Origin of the sequence: Lysinibacillus antri (assembly GCF_003977595.1) — a bacterium.
Taxonomy (GTDB): Bacteria; Bacillota; Bacilli; order Bacillales_A; family Planococcaceae; genus Ureibacillus; species Ureibacillus antri.
In genome coordinates this window covers 38,611-56,976 of the sequence record NZ_RYYR01000009.1, presented here as the reverse complement: position 1 = coordinate 56,976, position 18,366 = coordinate 38,611, and the positions used below count along the sequence as shown (strand labels likewise).

The following is an 18,366-nucleotide window of genomic DNA, read 5'->3' as shown; positions in this document are numbered from 1 at the left end:
AACTGTCATCTCATATTTTATTTCCATTTATTGATTTGTTGTTGTGTTCCAAAGACTAAATGTCCCGGTTTTACTTCATGAATCGTTGCCGTTTCGCCAGGTTCTTCGTGAGTATACGGAATACGCTCACGCATTCTTTCTGTCATCGGATCCGGAAGTGGCACTGCTGATAATAACGATTTTGTATATGGATGTATTGGATGATGGTAAATTTCATTTGCTTCACCCAATTCAACAATTTTCCCTCTATACATTACAGCGATTCGATCACTAATATATTTGACCATGGATAAATCATGCGCAATGAATAGATACGTTAAATTTCTTTCTTTTTGAAGTTGTTTTAATAGGTTCACGACTTGCGCTTGAATGGAAACATCCAGTGCAGAAATCGGTTCATCCGCAATAATAAAGCTAGGATCTAAACTTAATGCACGCGCAATCCCAATACGTTGGCGTTGACCACCCGAAAACTCATGGGCATAACGGTTAGCATGCTCACGATTTAACCCTACCGCTTCAAGAAGTTCAGCTACACGTGCCTGTCTTTCTTGTTTATTTTTATATAAGCCATGGATGTTAAACCCTTCACTAATAATTTCTCCTGCTGTCATACGAGGATTTAATGATGCGTAAGGGTCTTGGAAAATCATTTGCATTTCTCGATTAAATTCTTTCATTTCTTTTCGGGATTTCGTATCGAGAACGTTTTTCCCTTTAAATAAAATCTCGCCATCTGTAATATCATACAACCTTATAATCGAACGTCCTGTAGTGGATTTGCCACATCCCGATTCTCCTACTAACCCCAAAGTTTCTCCCTCATAAATTTCGAAACTAATTCCATCTACTGCTTTTATTGGGTTGTTAGCAGGACCAAAATATTGCTTTAAGTTTTTCACTTCAAGTAATTTATTTGCCATCAGCTTCTTGCCTCCTTCAAATACCCTTCAATCCTACGAGAAATCGCTTCTGGTACATCCACTTTTGGCGCATCCGGATGTAACAACCACGTTTTCGCAAAATGGGTTTCTGACACTTGAAACATTGGCGGCTCCACTTCATAATCAATGGCCATTGCATACTCATTTCGAGGGGCAAAGGCGTCCCCTTTAGGAGGATTTGTTAAATCTGGTGGCGACCCCGGAATTGTTCGTAATGCCTCTTTCACATTATTTTTCAAATCTGGCATCGACCCTAATAATCCCCACGTATACGGATGTTTCGGGTTATAGAAAATATCATTGACCGTTCCATATTCAACAATTTGTCCAGCATACATTACCGCAACACGATCTGCCACATTAGCCACCACGCCTAAATCATGGGTAATAAACACAATGGATGTATTACTCTTCTTTTGGATATCTTTCATCAGTTCAAGAATTTGCGCTTGAATTGTTACGTCAAGGGCAGTTGTTGGTTCATCGGCAATTAATAATTTCGGATCTGCAGCTAATGCAATCGCAATGACAACCCGCTGACGCATCCCCCCACTAAATTCATGCGGATATTGACGAAAACGCTTTTCCGGCATTGGAATACCAACTAACTCTAGTAATTTTAATGCTCTTGCTTTCGCTTCCGTCGATGTTACCTTTTTATGCTTCAGGATTACTTCAGTAATTTGCTTTCCAACACGCATCGTTGGATTTAATGCCGTCATTGGATCTTGAAATATCATTGAAATATCATTTCCACGTATTTTTGACATTTCCTTTTCTTTTAGCGGAATTAAATCTCGCCCTTCAAATAATATTTGTCCATCTGCATAAATACCTGGGGGCTCCGGAATGAGTTTCATAATCGCATTACTTGTTACACTTTTTCCCGAACCAGATTCCCCTACGATTGCAAGAGTCTCCCCTTCATATAGTTCAAAACTAACTCCGCGAACGGCCTGAACAATTCCTGCATATGTTTTAAAGTTAATTTTCAAATTATTTACTTCTAACAGTTTTTTACTCATCTTGTGGTCACCTCTCTTATTTACGTAATTTCGGATCTAGGGCATCGCGCAATCCATCACCAACAGCATTAAAAGCAAAAATCGTTAATGAAATAAATAATGCCGGGAAGATAAGGCGCCACGGTGCAGAAGTAAGCGCTTTATTTCCTTCCGATGCCATTGTTCCCCAACTCGCCATCGGAGCAGGAACACCTAATCCTAAATAACTTAAAAAGGCTTCCGTAAATATTGCAGAAGGAATTGTTAATGTCATTGTTACTAAAATGGCACCTAATGCATTAGGAATTAAATGCTTTTTAATTAAATGCCATGTGCTTGCTCCTAATGTTCGAGCTGCCAGTACATATTCTTGGTTTTTAATCGATAATACTTCACCGCGAACGATACGTGCCATATTAATCCATCCCGTAACTGATAAAGCAATAATCATCGGTATTAAGCCTGGTTTTAACACGACTAATAAAATAATAACCACTAATAAATATGGTACCGCCGATAAAACGTCTGCAATACGCATCATAATGTTATCTACACGTCCACCAGCTAAACCAGAAATGCTTCCCCATAAAACCCCGATCACTAAATCAATAACCGCGGCTGTTATCCCAATGAATAAGGAGATTCGAGCACCTTGCCATACACGGACAAAGACATCCCGCCCTAAATCATCTGTCCCAAACCAATGGGCAGCTGAAGGAGCAGCGTTATAAATCCCTAATTGTTCACGGTAACTATAAGGAGAAAAAATTGGAACGAAAATAGCCATCAGTGTTACAATAACTAAAACAACGATACCAAAAATAGCCAATTTATTTTGGGAGAACCGTAAGAAAACCTCTTTCCAAAATGACACCGTTTTATCAGATAGTTTTTCCGTTTCACCTTGTCGCCCCCCAACAATCGTAAACATTTCAGGTGCGATTTTGTCGAATTGTTGCTTTGATTGTGTCATTACTTTTTCGCCCCTTTCAGTTTAATTCGTGGATCAATGACGCTATATAAAATATCAACAATTAACACTGCAAATAAAAGAATAATTGAATAGAAGACCGTTGTGCCCATGATTACTGTATAGTCACGATTCGTAATACTCGTAACAAAATGCTTTCCTAAACCAGGAATTGCAAAAATTTGTTCGATAATAAAACTACCTGTCACCACTCCAGCTGTTAAAGGCCCCAAATATGTAACAACAGGCAATAATGCATTACGTAGCGTATGACGGAAAACAGTCGTCCACTTCCCTAACCCTTTTGCTCTCGCCATTTTGACATAATCACTATTTTTCTGTTCAAGCATACTAGAACGAGTTAACTTCGCAATAAATCCTGCATGCGTGATAGCGATTGCAAAAGCAGGTAAGATACTGTAAATAAACCCTTTCCATCCACTAACAGGGAATAAGCCTAATTTAAAGGCTAGGAAATATTGCATAAGGCCTGCCAATATAAATGATGGTACAGAAATTCCAAGTACTGCAATCGTAGATGCTAAATAATCCGGGAATCGATTATGGTAGAGCGACGCAATAACACCAAGTAAAACGCCCATACCAATGGCTAAAATCATCGCTTCAATTCCTAATGTTAATGAGATTGGGAAACTTTCAGAAATAATATCGTTCGTAGACCTTCCCTTGTATTTCATCGATTCTCCAAAATCAAATGTAACCGTGTCTACTAAGTAATCTTTATATTGGATATACCACGGATTATCTAACCCATACTTCGCATTCAATTGTTCTTCTATTTGCGGTGGAAAGCTACGTTCGCTCGCAAATGGACTACCAGGTGCTAATTTCATCAAGAAGAATGTCGCCGATACAATAATAAATAGTGCAATGAGTATATAAACAAATCTTTTAAAAATATACTTTAGCATTCTAAGTCCCTCCTTTAAATTTTTTAGCCGTAAAAAGGCTGCTTGATATCGATTACTCGATTATAAGCAGCCTTAAGGTAGTAACCTTTTCCTAAATGAATAGATTATTTTGTTACATCTACATATTTAAGGTAAATGTTACCAAGTTGATCTTGTTCCATGTTTTGAACATAGTCTTTCTTAACAGAAAGGTTAGTGTAGTAGTAAATTGGTGCTACTGGGAATTCTGACATTAAAATAGATTCTGCTTGTTTTAAAATTTCGAAACGTTTGTCAGCATCTGCTTCAGCGTTAGATTGTTTTATTAAAGCAGTATACTCTGGGTTTTCCCAACCAGTATCGTTGTTACCATTTTTCGCAGAGTCATACATTTCTAAGAATGTGTATGCATCGTTGTAGTCAGCAATCCAACCTAAACGACCGATTTGGTAATCTAAAGTACTTAATTTATCTAAGAATACTTGCCACTCTGAGTTATCAAGAGTTACTTCGATTCCTAGATTTGTACGCCAGCCTTCTTGAATGAATTGCGCGATAGCTGCATGTGCTTCACTTGTATTAAATGAAAGGTTAAGTTTAATTTCGCTTGGATCAGAAATTCCAAGTTCTTTCATACCAGCTTCTAAAGCTTTTTTCGCTTCTTCGATATCGTTATCTTTAATATAACCACGATCTTCTTCAAAGCCTTTAATCGCTGCAGGTACCATACCTAGAGCTGGTGATTGTTCACCTTTTGTAATGTTATCGATTAACCCTTGGCGGTCGATTGCTAATGCTAATGCTTTACGGATGTTTGCATTAGACGTAAATTCAGCAGTTGTGTTGAATTTGTACATATAGATTGCTGCATAGTCCGAAATATTTAAAATTCCATCTTGTTTGTAACGATCAATTGAATCAAGCGCTACGGTTTGGAATGGAGCACCGATGAAATCGATTTCACCAGCTTCAAACATAGTTGCAGTAGTTGTTTCAGATTCAACCATTGTGAAGTTTACTTTGTCTAAAGCAACTGAATCAGCTGCATAATAGTTAGGATTTTTTTCTAAAGTCATTGAACCACCATGTTGCCATTCAGCAAAAGTAAATGGTCCGTTTGTAACATAGTTCTCACCAGCTTCAGCATACCAAGTTTCGTTTGCTTCTGCTGTTGCTTTATGAACTGGGAAGTACGTTTTAAACGCTGTTAACTCTAAGAAATATGGAGTTGGGTTTTCTAACGTTACTTTTAATGTTTTTTCGTCTACTACTTCAATACCTACGTCTTCTAATGAACCTTTACCTTCGTTGAAAGCTTGAGCGCCTTTAATTGGGAATAGGATAGAAGCATATTCAGATGCATTTTCTGGAGTAATTGCAAAAGTCCAAGCATAAGCAAAGTCTTCAGCCGTTACTGGCTCTCCATTTGTCCATTTTGCATCTTTTAAAGTGAATGTATAAACTAAACCATCTTCACTTGTTTCAATTTTTTCAGCCATACCGTTAACTACTTGACCATCTTTATAAGTTGTTAAACCTTCAAAAATTTGCTTTAACACAGCACTTGAAGTACTGTCTGTCGCTAATTGCGGGTGCATTGACGGTGGCTCCGAAGTAACAACTAAGTTAAGCTCTTTTGAACCTGTAGCTTCTTCAGTAGTACCATCTTTATCTTCTTTTGCTGGTTCTTCTTTTTCTCCACCGAAGTTACATGCTGCTAAAACTAGTGTTAAAGATAGTAACATCAGCATTAAAAATAGATTCTTTTTTTGCATGTGAATCCCCCTTATTTTTCTTTTCTCTATTTTCAGATAATAGAGAACAAGACCATCATATCAAATAATCTTTTACAAATAAACTAAAAAGTTATTATTCTAGGAAAATTTAAATTATTCGCTATTCTAATATAATCACTTTTATATAAGCATTTTATCTGCTTAACGATTTAAATTGCTAATATATCAAAGTAGCAAACTATATTACACATCACAAAGATGTACGTACATCAATCATTTCTATAATTGCCTGAAAATTGCATCAATTATATAACTCCATGGAAATATTAGCAACTATATTTTATATGTTAAAATTAGAATAATAAAAAATTTTATATAAAGTTTGAAGAAATGTAATTTACTGGAGGTATGTACATGTATATTGCAGGTCAAAAAGAAATGCAACTCCTTGATCAGTACACGATGGAAACGATAGGGCTACCTGGAGTTGTGCTGATGGAAAACGCTGGAGGGGCAGTTGTGCAAGAAATTGTCCGTGATTTTCCAGAATTAAAAACAACCATTGTCATTCTTGCAGGGTCTGGAAATAATGGCGCGGATGGTTTTGTTATCGCTAGAAAACTAATGGATATAGGCTATCCTGTGCAGTTATGGCTTGCGACTGAACAATCTAAATTAACCGGAGATGCAAAAATTCATTTTAATGTATATAAGAAACGCGGTCTCCCTCTTCACTTTTTTACAGAGGAAAACATTGAACTACTTAACAGCCACATCCTTTTAGCAGATGTTATAATTGACGCCTTACTCGGCACTGGCATAAATGGTGAAGTTCGTAGTCCAATTAAAGAAATAATTGAATTGGTTAATCAATCACCAAAACCAATCTATGCTGTAGATATACCATCAGGAGTGAATGCAACTACCGGAGAAGTAAACAATATTGCTGTAAAGGCATCCAAAACGATTACCTTTGTAATGCCTAAAATTGGTTTTTTTGTTGGGGACGGGCCAAAGTTTATTGGGGAATGGAAAGCTGCGGAAATTTCTGTACCGGAGAACCTCGTCGTGTCATTAAATTTAGATTTACCACAACTTTTAGACGAAAAAGTTGCATATCAAGCACTTCCAAAAAGAGATCCACACGGTCATAAAGGGACATTTGGTCATTGTCTTATTGTTGGGGGAAGTACTCCTTACGTCGGTGCCCCGATTTATTCAGCTAAAGCTGCCTTTCATTCAGGGGTTGGACTCGTTTCATTAGCAACTCCCGAAACAATTTATCCCATTGTAGCAGCTCAATGTCCCGAAAGCTTGTTGTTCCCTTTAACTGGCGAGATTAAAATAACACTTCCTCACACATTAGACTTTTCTAAATTTAAATCGATTGCGTTCGGACCAGGTCTTGGTAGGGAAATCAATGGAGAGGAACTTTTAGAATCACTCTTTTCTAAAGTAACTACACAGCCCATCGTCATCGATGCAGATGGAATTTATTTTTTCAAACAGCTTATAGATGCTAATAAAAAGGTGCCTGAAAATGTCATTCTAACGCCACACCCAGGTGAAATGGCAACATTAACCGGGCCTACTGTTGCTGAAATCGAAAAAAACAGGCTACAAATTGCAAAAGAGTTCGCAACGCAGCACGAAATCTATCTATTATTGAAAGGGCACCGTCCAATATTGGCCACACCTAAGGGCGAACTTTGGATTAACCCTCATGGTAATGATGCGTTAGGAAAAGGTGGCAGTGGTGATGTGTTAACAGGGTTAATTGTTTCATTTTTAGCTCAAGGTGCCTCCCCTCTCGAAGCAATGCAAGCGGCGAGTTTTTATCATGCGATAGCTGCTGAAAAATTAGGAAATGAGCGCTCTCACTATGGCATTACACCAACTGATGTGATTGAGTACATTGCAAAAAACTTATAGCGAATGTTAAAAAGGAATCTCTCTAAGTAACACGATTTAGAAGGGTTCTTTTTTGATGAAATGTGGGATTGTGCGCATTATTAATTTTTAAGGAGGCTTAGTAATTTTTACTAAACACTCATCTCTCATCCTCACCCAATCTAGTAAATCTATATAGACGGCTTGATTCCCTAAATTGTTAGGTCTAATATTAGTTTGGATACTTCAAAGGTGTATACAGCATATGGAAGGTTGATTGAATTGATGATTTTTGATTTAGATCCGTCTCTTATTTTAATTTTATTTCTTTTTGGATTTTTAGCTGCATTTATTGATTCCGTTGTTGGTGGGGGCGGTCTAATATCTCTACCTGCGTTGATGTTTACAGGATTAAGTCCCTCTGCTGCGGTGGCTACGAATAAATTAGCCGGAACAATGGGGTCCTTAACGAGTACGATTACCTTCTATCGCTCGGGGAAGATGGATTTAAAAACGATTGGGAAATTATTTCCGATTGTCTTTGTTGCTTCGATGGTTGGGGCATGGATCGTTCATTTATTAGACCCGAATTTATTGAAACCGCTCATGCTCATCATGCTAGCCCTAGTAGCGATTTATACAATTTTCAAAAAAGATTGGGGTAGCATTTCAACATTCAAAAAGTTAACGACGAAAAAGTATATCGGTTTTTTACTTTTGGTTTCTGCTATTGGCTTTTACGATGGGTTTCTTGGTCCAGGTACAGGTTCCTTTTTGATCTTCGCCTTTTTAATGATTGGATTTGATTTTTTAAAGGCAGCTGGAAACGCAAAATTTTTAAACTTCGCTAGTAATATTGGTGCCTTGGTGATGTTTTTATTTTTAGGACAAATTAACTTTGCCTATGGACTAATTATGGGAGTCGCTCAAATTTTCGGAGCGCTTTGCGGTTCTAAGTTTGCCATTAAGCGTGGTAGTAATTATGTGCGATTACTATTTATTGCTGTAACTATTTTATTGCTAGCAAAGAATACGTTTGATTATTTTAATCGTTAAGTATTGATTAAACGGGACAAACTACAATTCATTTGATAGTCGTCCAGAAAAGAGATTGCCGACTTTTATATACGACTTATTTAAAATTATGCGTAGACGACACTTAATAAAATTTAAGTCGTATATAATGGTCTGTTATTTCATGATTTTAGGTTTTCGACAAAGTTATAAAATTTATTTAAATCGGATAACGCCTCATTACACGCATCACTATCTTCGCAAATATAATTTCCGCGCTTTGTATACGTCCCCATCACATTACCTGATTTTGAGACTAATAATAGCCCCACCTTTGCATGCCGATTGCAAACTGTACATATTCCCACTTTTTCAAGATTGCTAAATACACCGCGCACTCCCTTTAGTACGCCCTCTTCTCGATAAACAAGATACTTTCGATTTGTCCCTGAATCAAACCAACTTAAATACGAAATTTCTTGCCAATCGATTTGGGCAAGCTTTGGCAATTTAAGTTTTTTATCTTTTGGGAAAAGCTTTTTTAATTCATTTTCTGTCGGTTGCTGGAACGGGATCACATAAGGTTTTATATGCTGAATAAATTGTTCTGCTTGTTCTTTTGTTTTTAAATCAAAAATCGGTTGTAGTGTTAATTGTTGTTCTATGTCATGAAATTGGATTTTGTCGTTGATTTCTTCTTGGACAAGCGCTTGTATTGCATCAATGACTTTTTGATCTTTGGATGATGTAAAGGCATTTACGATTTTTTTAGCTTGTTTTTTTACTAATTGGTATTGCGAGGTCGTTATAAATTCCATATTAAACACTCCTTCTCGCTATAGCGTACAAAAAAGTGAAGAAAACTACAATTGGCAACAATTTTTAAAAATAAACTGTACATAAAAAAAGCTGGCATATGCACCAGCTAATCATTTTCTATAGATTATTTTTTTGATTGTCTCTACAGATAGATGATGTTGCTCTGCCAGCGTCTGTATCGACTTGCCTTCTTTATAGAGCTTCTTGATCTGTTCATTTCGTTCTTGCAATCTCTTCCTTTCACCTGATAAAACACCCCATTTTGTGCGTTTATTTTCAGGTTTTGGAATATAGATTAAATCTCCTTGAACATATTGTTGAAGTTCTTCTAATAGTTCTTTTGGTAAAATATCCAGTGCATTCACGTAACGCATTTGTTACTCTCCTTTACTTTATTGTTCAAAGTGAAAGGGCAAAGCGTTGTGAATAACTAGGCGATAGACAAAACCTTATCTCACGCAAAGTATCGCCATATTATTCATAGGCTTTGCATGAGATTTTGCATTAAGTGACAAATTGCTATTTGCCATTGCCATCACATCCTTCAATATTTTCTCTTATTATATAACGAAAAAATCGAATGGAAAACAATTGACGTTTTCGCATCCGATTATATTTTATACTTTCTGAATGCAATCACATTCATCAATTAAATAACAGCTTCCTTTGATTTTTTTACAGTTTCTTTTTACAGCGGCAACGCTATTTGATAGGTCTTCTATCGTTTCAAATTGGATGAATTCATTTGTTAGGACAGCAATTGATAAGGACATAATTGCGAATTTTTCCATCTCTCCTGATCGACCTTTCATTTTGAAATTTGGATCATTTAGATGTTCCGACTTATAAAATTTCGGTATCGTTTCATCAAAGTCTTTAATAACCTTAGCACATAGATCGTCTACTTCATAATGAGGAATAATGGCCATAAAGTCATCTCCACCGATATGTCCTAAAAAGAATCCTCCTTGTTGAATGGATCTTTTTAAAATCTCAGTAAGATGTAATAGCACCTTATCACCTTTTTTAAATCCATAAAGGTCGTTATATGCTTTGAAATGGTCTAAGTCAAAATAGATGATGCTGTATTTTTCAAGTCGTAACGTCTCATTTAACTTTTTATCAATTAAATGATTGCCAGGTAAATTACTTAATGGATTTAAGTAACTCGCTTGCTCTACTTGAATTTCTACAAACTTCATTAATAATGCACGAATACTGACAACCCCTGCAAATTTACCATCCTTTGTAACGATGACATCATCATATAGATCTTCTTCTTTTCTTTCCATTGCGACTTTACTAACTTCTGTAATGGATTGATAGTAGTCGACGATCAATGGGTTCGTATTAGCAATCAGTTTACTTTCTCTTCCCATATATAAGTTATAGCCATATTGAGTACCTATCTTTTGATAAAAATGCGTTCTTGTAATATGTGCAACTGGCTTCTCTTGATGAGCGACTACAATTGATCGCATATCTGGGTTTTCGGTAAATAATTTGTCTATTTCCTTATTTTTTACAAACGGGTCAATATAGGGGACTGTTTTTGCAATGCGCCCGATATTTGTTACCACTTTACCTTTTTTCACCATTTCCTCATCCTTACACTTATTATAAGAGCGGAACATTTCCCAGTTTTATATTTTCATCTGGTCTTCCAAGTGCATACCCTTGTCCAAAATGAATCCCTACAGATTGAAGATATTGTATTTCTTCTATTCTCTCAATACCTTCCGCAATGATTTTTGTATTGGATTGCACTGCATAGTTATAAATAAGCGAGACTAATTGTTGCCCTGCTTGACTATTATCTATGTATTGAATTAATGAACGATCTAATTTAATAAACTCAGGTTTTAAGTAAATTAACGTTTTCAAACTGTTATAGCCAGATCCTACATCATCAATTGCAATACGGTAACCTTGAGAACGATAATTCGAAAGAACCCGTTCAAATTCTTTAAAATCCGTTACAGCGCTTCGTTCCGTTAACTCAAACACTACCTGATCGGGCTGTATACCAATTTCCTTCAATAGTTGTAACGTTTCACCGCCGTGATAGTTTTTGTCTAGTAAAACGTGGGGATGGATATTTAGAAATAACGTAAAATCCCTTTCTATTTCTTGTTGGGTGAGTCGAGCAATAAACCGTTTAAGGGATAGATTTCTACAAAACTTTTCAAACTGAAAGACCATATCCGTTTGTCCGACAAATTCATAAAATTGATCAGGATTTGCAAATAGCTGTGATTGCAAAGGGCGATTTAATGCCTCGAAACCAAACGTTTCATTCGTTTGGAGATTAACAATAGGTTGAAATAACGTGTTGAGCTTTTCATTTTTTATAATTTTTTTCAGCTCATTATATCTTTTGTAATAAAGAAAATCTTCATGACGACGTTTATTCAAATATTTGAGGTAGGAAAATAGATTAAGAGAATAGCCTCTTGGATACGATACAGAATTCATAATGACTCCTTGTTCTTAAGGGGATTATTTCCTATTATATGCCTCAACTATTAATACCGTATTAATTTTCCATTAATGATTGTAAAAAGAAAAGCGCAAGCGGCTCGCTTAGAACCATAAGAAAAAGGCTTCACTCATCTGAAGCCTTCAAACTATTACTTCCATTCCATTCCAGCACGTTCAATTTGACATTCTACATTTACTTCAATATTCATCTCTTTAAAGATTTGGCTCCAATTTTCATCGGTTTTCACTTGTTCATCCCAGTAATGCGGAAATTCCGCACGAGTTCTTGCCCCTATACCAAGAACATCTGATTCATTTTCTTTCCACTTATTAATGGTTTTTTCAAATTTCTCAACAGCACTTTTCTCCATTTCCTTTTCTATTTTCTTTACCTTTTTATTATCCAGATCATTTGCCTTCGTTTCCTCTTCAATGGTCACTTCAACTTCGACATTTAGTTGTGCACTGGGTTGTCCATCTTTTACATTTATCTTTATATCGGATCTCCTTACAGATGACTCACCGATATAGATTCCTCCATCATCCGTGTTTACTGCTATCGCATAGCCACCTGGATTTTTCCCCTGCATCGCTAAGTAAACCCCTATCTCAAAGGGAGTCATATGCCCTACCATTTTATCCCCTTTAAAATAAGCTAATCCACTCACCATAATACGGTCATTCTCAATCACTGTTATATATGGAATAGAACCGCCAATTCCAATATCCTCTATATCTAACCAGAATCTCCCCAAATGTTCTCTAGGTAGTTTCCCAAAACGCATTGAGTTCTTCAGTGTGTCCGATAAATACAAAGCTGGAACAGTTTCAATAGGAGGAGCTGCCTGTAGCACTTCTTCAGCTTTATCTTCACTAACAACCATCCAAGCTGTTCTTCTGACTTCGTATTCTCGTTTAAGGAAATCATTAATATCCTCCGTTCCTCTTTTCGCCACTTTTTCATTTAAGACAATAATTTGGAGATGGCCTAAGTACAATTTTTCAGCTAGCTGTTGTTGCAAGTTCGTCATCGCATCTTTCAATGAAGAGCCTACAGTTTGTACGACCCATGCAGTTTTTTCAGACCCATCTCCACCCCCACCACCTTCTGGACCGAGTTTAATCTTCCCTGGAACCGCTAATTGAGCAGTTAATTTAATAATAGGTTCCTTATATTCATCTGGAATATTCTCTTCCTTATAAGTGATTTCAGGCACCGTAAAATTTTCTGCTTCTTCATCCATCACATCAATAGCCAAGCCTAATATATTTGCTCTTTCTTCGAGTTCATAGCGATCCCAACATCCCGTTAAAAAATAGGTTGAAAAAAGAAGAGATATAAGAATTACACGTTTATTCATACTGCACTTCCCTTCTTTCGCAGGACCTTCGCTAACACAACTAACAATATGACATATAAAATATAAAAAATTACACCACCTACCCATAGGAATAGCAGATAGTTATAAACATCGTAAATGTCGCTTGGAATGAGGGCAATCAGAAATGCTATTAGAAACGTACCGACAGAAATGAACCGATAATTTTTTGAATTTATCATTTCTGCTACACCGCGAACAACGATAAAATAATAGGAAAGAAGTGTTGTAAAAACTGCAAAGATCCATGAGATAATAAAAATTGCATCTATCCGCGCTACAATCTCCCCCGGAACTTCAACCATTCTTGCTAGTACTAGTGTTGGCCACATCATTTCTAAAATTTTTTGATCACCGAATGCTCCAAGCGCTACCGTATTGAGTAATAAAACTAAAAATGTTCCGATGAAAAATCCCCAAATCCCACCCTTTGCGTTCTTTTTTGGATTTTTCAAGTAAGGGATTACCATTGAAATAACAAAATAATTTGATATACCTCCCATCATAGTAACTACCCCAGACATAAAACCGTTTAGCGATAAGTTATGTCCATTAATCGGTAATAAATGATAATACTCGATATCCTTAAAAGTAGGCAAAATCACTACCAACAAAGGTAAAATGATTAATGGAAGATAGAAAAAGTGAATATAGGCAAAAGTCGATACATTACTATAATTGATGACTGCACACAGAAGTAGCATAAAAAATATTGAAAAGTGAATCGGTGTATTTGGAAGTAATCCTCCCACAAGTACTTCTGCAAACTGCCTAGTGTCTAATCCAATTAAAATAACAGACAGCATTAGATAAACAATCATAAATAAACTTCCAATTGTTTTACCTAAAATAATCTTGTTATAACCAATAAAAGTATGTTGCGGGAATCTCTTTCCTAGATAGATTAGTCCTAGTAAACCGATAGATGATAGACCAATACCTACTAGACTTGCAAGTGGTGCTGCATTCCCAACTTTATCTATTATAGCTCTTGGTATTGCTAACATTGAAACACCTAGAATTGTACCCATTATTATAATAGCCAATTGAGTAGAGGTAAGTGAATCACTATGTTTCTTCAGAGTTATCACCATCCTCATTTAGAAAATTATAAGGAGCTTTATCTTTCACTCGCCCACCAACTCGTTTTTTATTTTTCGGATTTAAACTTTCTGGTCGTGTTTTTAACCAGTGAAATGGCGCTCGAATAATTGAATCTTTTATTGCATTTGCATTTCCAGGCGCAAACGGAAACATAAATGGAACACCAAAAGAACGAAGACTAATCATATGATTTATTACAAGCATTAAACTTACTGCTAAACCTAACAAACCAAATGTCCCGGCTAAAATTATTAAGAAGAACCGTAACATTCGAAAAGCCGTAGCTGCATTGTAAGAAGGTGTTGCAAAGGAGCCGATTGTTGATAACGCAATAATTACTACTGTTATGGGACTGACAAATCCCGCCTGTACAGCAGCTTGTCCTACAACTAAAACCCCTACAATGGATAATGCTCCACCGACTTGTTGAGGCATTCGTACTGTAGCTTCTCGCAAAATTTCCATTGCAAGTTCCATTAATAGCACCTCAACAAATACCGGAAACGGTACCCCATGCCGACCACTAGATGCTGCGACAACGAAGCTTGCAGGTATTAATTCAGGGTGAAATGAAAGTACTGTCACATAGAATGAAGAAAAGGTTAACGAGAAAATAAGTGCCATTATACGAATGAAACGAACGATAGAAGAAATTATCCATCGTTCATTGTAATCTTCACTCGTTTGATAAAATTGATTAAATGTGGCTGGAGCAATTAAAACAAATGGACTCCCTTCTACCAAAATTGCAACTCGTCCTTCTAAGATATTACCCACTGCCTTATCCGGTCTTTCCGTATTTTGAATTTGCGGAAATGGGGACCACGGATTGTCCTGTATAAATTGTTCGATATATCCCGCATCTAAAACCCCATCCATTTGAATGGCATCAATTCTTTTTTTTACTTCCTGCAAAAGGTCTTCGTTTACAATATCCTCCATGTAACATACCGCGACATTCGTTCTTGTTCGAGTTCCGACCTCAGTCTTTTCAATCCTGAATTCTGGTACAGGTAACCGATAGCGTAACAATGCAATATTTGTATTGATTTGTTCAATAAATCCATCTCTCGGACCACGTACAACGCGTTCCGTTTCGGGTTGCTCAATGCTTCTTTTATCCGGTAACTTCACATCGATTTCAAGGGATTCACTTAATCCATCAATAAAAATAATCGCTTTTCCTGTAGTGATTGCTGCAATCAGGTTCGATATCTCTTTTCCGATTTTCACATCAGAAGAGTAAAGGATGTTTTCAGTAATGTAATGAACGTCCTGATTTTCTGGACCTAAAATTTTCTCTTGTAGCGGTCTAATAATATCTCGTTCAATTTCTTCCTTGCCAACTAACGATTTTAAGCATAAAAGTGCTGCTGGTTTTGTCTCAAAAAGGTAGAATTTTCGAACGAGAAAATCCATATCATTTTTAAAAATTTCTTCAAAATGCTCTACGTTTTTTTCTAGGCATGAGGAAACTTGTTTATTTTCGTTATTAATCATAATTTCACTTTTAGGAATTGTTTGCTTCGGTTGAGTAGCTTTCGTCCTCTTCTTAAAGAACGGTGACATACAAATCACCTACTTTCATTGTTTTGGAACAATAGTATGATTAGTATGTTTCGTGAAATATTTCCCATACACAAAAAAGGAAAGGAGCCCAAAAAATATCTAGGGCTCCTTCAAACATTATTTACTCGATTTTAATTTATTGATTTGCTTCGTTAGTTCATTAAACTTTCGATCAAACTCAGCGTATTGTGAATCTTTTGGTGTCATAAAACTTAGCTTTCCTAATACTTCTTGTCTTTCTGTTTCTAGTTTTAAAATCGTTTCTTCTTGTTTATCTTTTTTCTCCACCGTGTTGTTTAAAACCTTGTGAACATGACCATTACCGATTTTTAGTTTGGAAGTCGTTGTTTTATCTACAAAATATTGATCATGAGATACAATGAGCAATGTACCATCGTAGTTTGATAAGGTTTCCTCTAGTTGTTCTCGTGATGGGAGGTCTAGATGATTTGTTGGTTCATCTAGTATCAGTACATCTTTTTGTTCTAAAATGTATACCATCAGCTTGCACTTCACTCGTTCGCCCATACTCATATGGCGAATTGGTTCTTCCCATGCACTTTTGGAAAACCCTAAATGCTTCATTAAATTTTGGACTTTTCCCCGTTGTTCAAAGGTCTCCTGGTAGAAAAGTTCTTTAGGCGTTTTATCTAGTGGTAAATCGAATACTGCTTGTGTAAGGTAGCCAATTTTTGCGGATGGGGAGATCCAAACGTCCCCTTCATAAGATTCAAGTCCCATTAAAATGTTAAGTAGTGTCGTTTTGCCGCTTCCATTTGGACCGACTAACGCTACCTTTTCCCCGTGTTGAATTGTAAAATTAACATTTCTAAAAAGGATCTTATTCTCGTAAGACTTATTTAAATTTTTTACTTCTAAAAAACGCTTCCCTTTTTTCTCATGAGCATTGATGGTGAATTTCACTTCGTATTCTGCTTCTACTTTTTCAACTTTTGCCTTCTCCAGTTCTTTTTCAAGTCGTTTTCGCTTAGATTTAATTTGGGCATCTGTTCGCTTTGCTTTGACACGATGATATTCTTTAAAGCCTTCTTGTTTTGTAGATTGGGCATGGGCTTTTTGGGACCAATTAGAAAGCTCGTTTAATTGACCTTCAATGGTTTGAATCATTTGTTGTTGTTTCTCATATTCCCTAGCTTGGGATTGTCTTCTTTTTTCACGAATCTTCATATAACTTGTATAGTTTCCCTTATGTTCAATTAGTTGTTTGTTTTCGATCGACCATATTTTTGTAACGACCTTATCTAGGAAGTGTCGATCATGGGATACAAGGAGAATTGTACCGTTATATTGTTGAATTTGATCAATTAAAAATTGTGTACTTTGTTGATCTAAATGATTTGTTGGCTCATCTAGAAGAAGAAGTTGTGCCTTTGTTGCAAAACCTTTTGCAAGTCGGGCTTTTAATTTTTCTCCTCCACTAAGGGAAGAAAAATCATTCGAAGGAACTTGCCACTTTGATAAAATTTTAGCTTCCTCTGTATCCAGCACGGGTGATGTGTAATCTTCTATTTCTTGTTCAACGGTTTTTATAGATAGTCCATTTTGTAACCATATTAATTGCCCTGTCGTTGGCTGAAGTGTTTCTGCTATTAGTTGAAGTAATGTGGATTTACCCACACCATTCTTACCAATAATCCCGATTACTTCCCCTTGATGAACAGTAGCACTCATTTTTTCAAAAAGAACTCTATCCATTAATTCATAGCTGATATTTTGTATTTTTAAAATTTCTTGCATAAGCGTCTCTCCTTTTAATGGGAGAAAAAAATCCTCCCATCTTATAAATGGAAGGATTAGTCGCACTTTTATCATGCTCAAAAAAAGCTATCGACGAACATAGCTTCACGAACGATTATGGAAAAATGGGCAGACTAATCCTATTTTTTGTTTTGAAATTTTTTCATTCACTTCAAAATTTAAAAATAAGATTAGTTAATCATTGGCCACCCATCTTCCCTTCATACCTGATATTGCCATTATAACATAAACTAGCTGTCCTTTAAGGCATTTTTGATATGCGCTAAATGATGATTTGTATGCCATACACAAAAAGCAATTGTTTCTTGAATTGTTTGGATCCCTACTATAGGATGTGTAAAGATCGTTTTAAATTGGTCATCCGTAATGCTTTGAAGCAAATAAGCCAATCGTTCATTCATGCCAGCAATCATTTTTAATGAAGCCGCTATTGGAAGCTCTGTATCTGGTAACTGCGCCCATTCATTTTCTTCAAATGGTTTTATCGTTGGGTTGTTTTCCGTTAACGCTAGCTTAATACGCATATAGTAGTTCAGTTGTGCATCTGCTATATGATGCACTAGCTGTTTAATTGTCCAAGCCCCTTCTCTATAAGTGCGATTTAAATCATCTTCTTTTATATTTCCAACAACCTTCATCAATTGATCCGGATAATTTGAAATATCCGTGATCCATCCATTCAGCTGTTCCCTCGTTATATATGTCGGCGCTTCAAATTGTCCAATTGGATATTTCATATTGCTCATATGTATCACTCTTTTCTCTA

General features: G+C 36.2%; 16 protein-coding genes. 2 read left to right on the top strand and 14 right to left on the bottom strand.

What is annotated here, in order from left to right; genetic code table 11:
* Nucleotides 1–17: 17 nt before the first annotated feature.
* The 5 genes from EK386_RS08405 to EK386_RS08385 all read right to left on the bottom strand — a co-directional run bounded on the left by EK386_RS08405 (nucleotide 18) and on the right by EK386_RS08385 (nucleotide 5,604).
* Complete coding sequence (locus EK386_RS08405; RefSeq protein ID WP_126658717.1) at nucleotides 18–923, bottom strand: ABC transporter ATP-binding protein; 906 nt, start codon at nucleotides 921–923, stop codon at nucleotides 18–20.
* Complete coding sequence (locus EK386_RS08400; RefSeq protein ID WP_126658716.1) at nucleotides 923–1,969, bottom strand: ABC transporter ATP-binding protein; 1,047 nt, start codon at nucleotides 1,967–1,969, stop codon at nucleotides 923–925. Before EK386_RS08400 ends, EK386_RS08405 begins: the two co-directional genes overlap by 1 nt.
* Nucleotides 1,970–1,985: 16 nt before the next feature.
* A complete protein-coding gene (locus EK386_RS08395; protein WP_126658715.1) occupies nucleotides 1,986–2,921 on the bottom strand; it encodes an ABC transporter permease in 936 nt (311 codons plus the stop codon).
* Entirely contained in the window at nucleotides 2,921–3,850 is a 930-nt protein-coding gene (locus EK386_RS08390; RefSeq protein WP_126658714.1) for an ABC transporter permease, read from the bottom strand. Before EK386_RS08390 ends, EK386_RS08395 begins: the two co-directional genes overlap by 1 nt.
* A gap of 104 nt (nucleotides 3,851–3,954) precedes the next feature.
* A complete protein-coding gene (locus EK386_RS08385; RefSeq protein ID WP_126658713.1) occupies nucleotides 3,955–5,604 on the bottom strand; it encodes a peptide ABC transporter substrate-binding protein in 1,650 nt (549 codons plus the stop codon).
* A 375-nt stretch (nucleotides 5,605–5,979) separates the two neighbouring features.
* On the opposite strand from EK386_RS08385, the gene EK386_RS08380 reads away from it, so the two are divergent.
* The gene (locus tag EK386_RS08380; protein ID WP_158674395.1) at nucleotides 5,980–7,497 is read left to right on the top strand and encodes an NAD(P)H-hydrate dehydratase; all 1,518 of its coding nucleotides are present in this window, start codon (nucleotides 5,980–5,982) and stop codon (nucleotides 7,495–7,497) included.
* Nucleotides 7,498–7,740: 243 nt separating this feature from the next.
* A complete protein-coding gene (locus tag EK386_RS08375; protein WP_126658816.1) occupies nucleotides 7,741–8,511 on the top strand; it encodes a TSUP family transporter in 771 nt (256 codons plus the stop codon).
* 140 nt (nucleotides 8,512–8,651) lie between these two features.
* On the opposite strand, the gene EK386_RS08370 is transcribed toward EK386_RS08375, so the two are convergent.
* The 9 genes from EK386_RS08370 to EK386_RS08330 form a co-directional block, all read right to left on the bottom strand.
* Entirely contained in the window at nucleotides 8,652–9,287 is a 636-nt protein-coding gene (locus EK386_RS08370; protein WP_126658711.1) for a FusB/FusC family EF-G-binding protein, read from the bottom strand.
* A 111-nt stretch (nucleotides 9,288–9,398) separates the two neighbouring features.
* Entirely contained in the window at nucleotides 9,399–9,662 is a 264-nt protein-coding gene (locus tag EK386_RS08365) for a CD3324 family protein (protein WP_126658710.1), read from the bottom strand.
* Between the two features lie 243 nt (nucleotides 9,663–9,905).
* The gene (locus tag EK386_RS08360) at nucleotides 9,906–10,883 is read right to left on the bottom strand and encodes a GGDEF domain-containing protein (RefSeq protein WP_246027626.1); all 978 of its coding nucleotides are present in this window, start codon (nucleotides 10,881–10,883) and stop codon (nucleotides 9,906–9,908) included.
* Between the two features lie 22 nt (nucleotides 10,884–10,905).
* Nucleotides 10,906–11,763, bottom strand: a complete 858-nt coding sequence (locus tag EK386_RS08355) for an EAL domain-containing protein (protein ID WP_126658708.1) — start codon at nucleotides 11,761–11,763, stop codon at nucleotides 10,906–10,908.
* Between the two features lie 155 nt (nucleotides 11,764–11,918).
* Complete coding sequence (locus EK386_RS08350) at nucleotides 11,919–13,130, bottom strand: Ger(x)C family spore germination protein (protein ID WP_126658707.1); 1,212 nt, start codon at nucleotides 13,128–13,130, stop codon at nucleotides 11,919–11,921.
* Nucleotides 13,127–14,242, bottom strand: coding sequence for a GerAB/ArcD/ProY family transporter (locus EK386_RS08345; RefSeq protein WP_281274252.1), 1,116 nt, complete (start codon nucleotides 14,240–14,242; stop codon nucleotides 13,127–13,129). Before EK386_RS08345 ends, EK386_RS08350 begins: the two co-directional genes overlap by 4 nt.
* Nucleotides 14,217–15,821: a spore germination protein gene (locus EK386_RS08340; protein ID WP_126658706.1), complete on the bottom strand. Its 1,605-nt coding sequence runs from the start codon at nucleotides 15,819–15,821 to the stop codon at nucleotides 14,217–14,219. The genes EK386_RS08345 and EK386_RS08340 overlap by 26 nt, the downstream gene beginning before the upstream one ends.
* 117 nt (nucleotides 15,822–15,938) lie before the next feature.
* Nucleotides 15,939–17,579, bottom strand: coding sequence for a ribosomal protection-like ABC-F family protein (gene abc-f, locus EK386_RS08335; protein WP_126658705.1), 1,641 nt, complete (start codon nucleotides 17,577–17,579; stop codon nucleotides 15,939–15,941).
* 251 nt (nucleotides 17,580–17,830) lie between these two features.
* A complete protein-coding gene (locus tag EK386_RS08330; RefSeq protein ID WP_126658704.1) occupies nucleotides 17,831–18,346 on the bottom strand; it encodes a YfiT family bacillithiol transferase in 516 nt (171 codons plus the stop codon).
* Nucleotides 18,347–18,366: the final 20 nt, after the last annotated feature.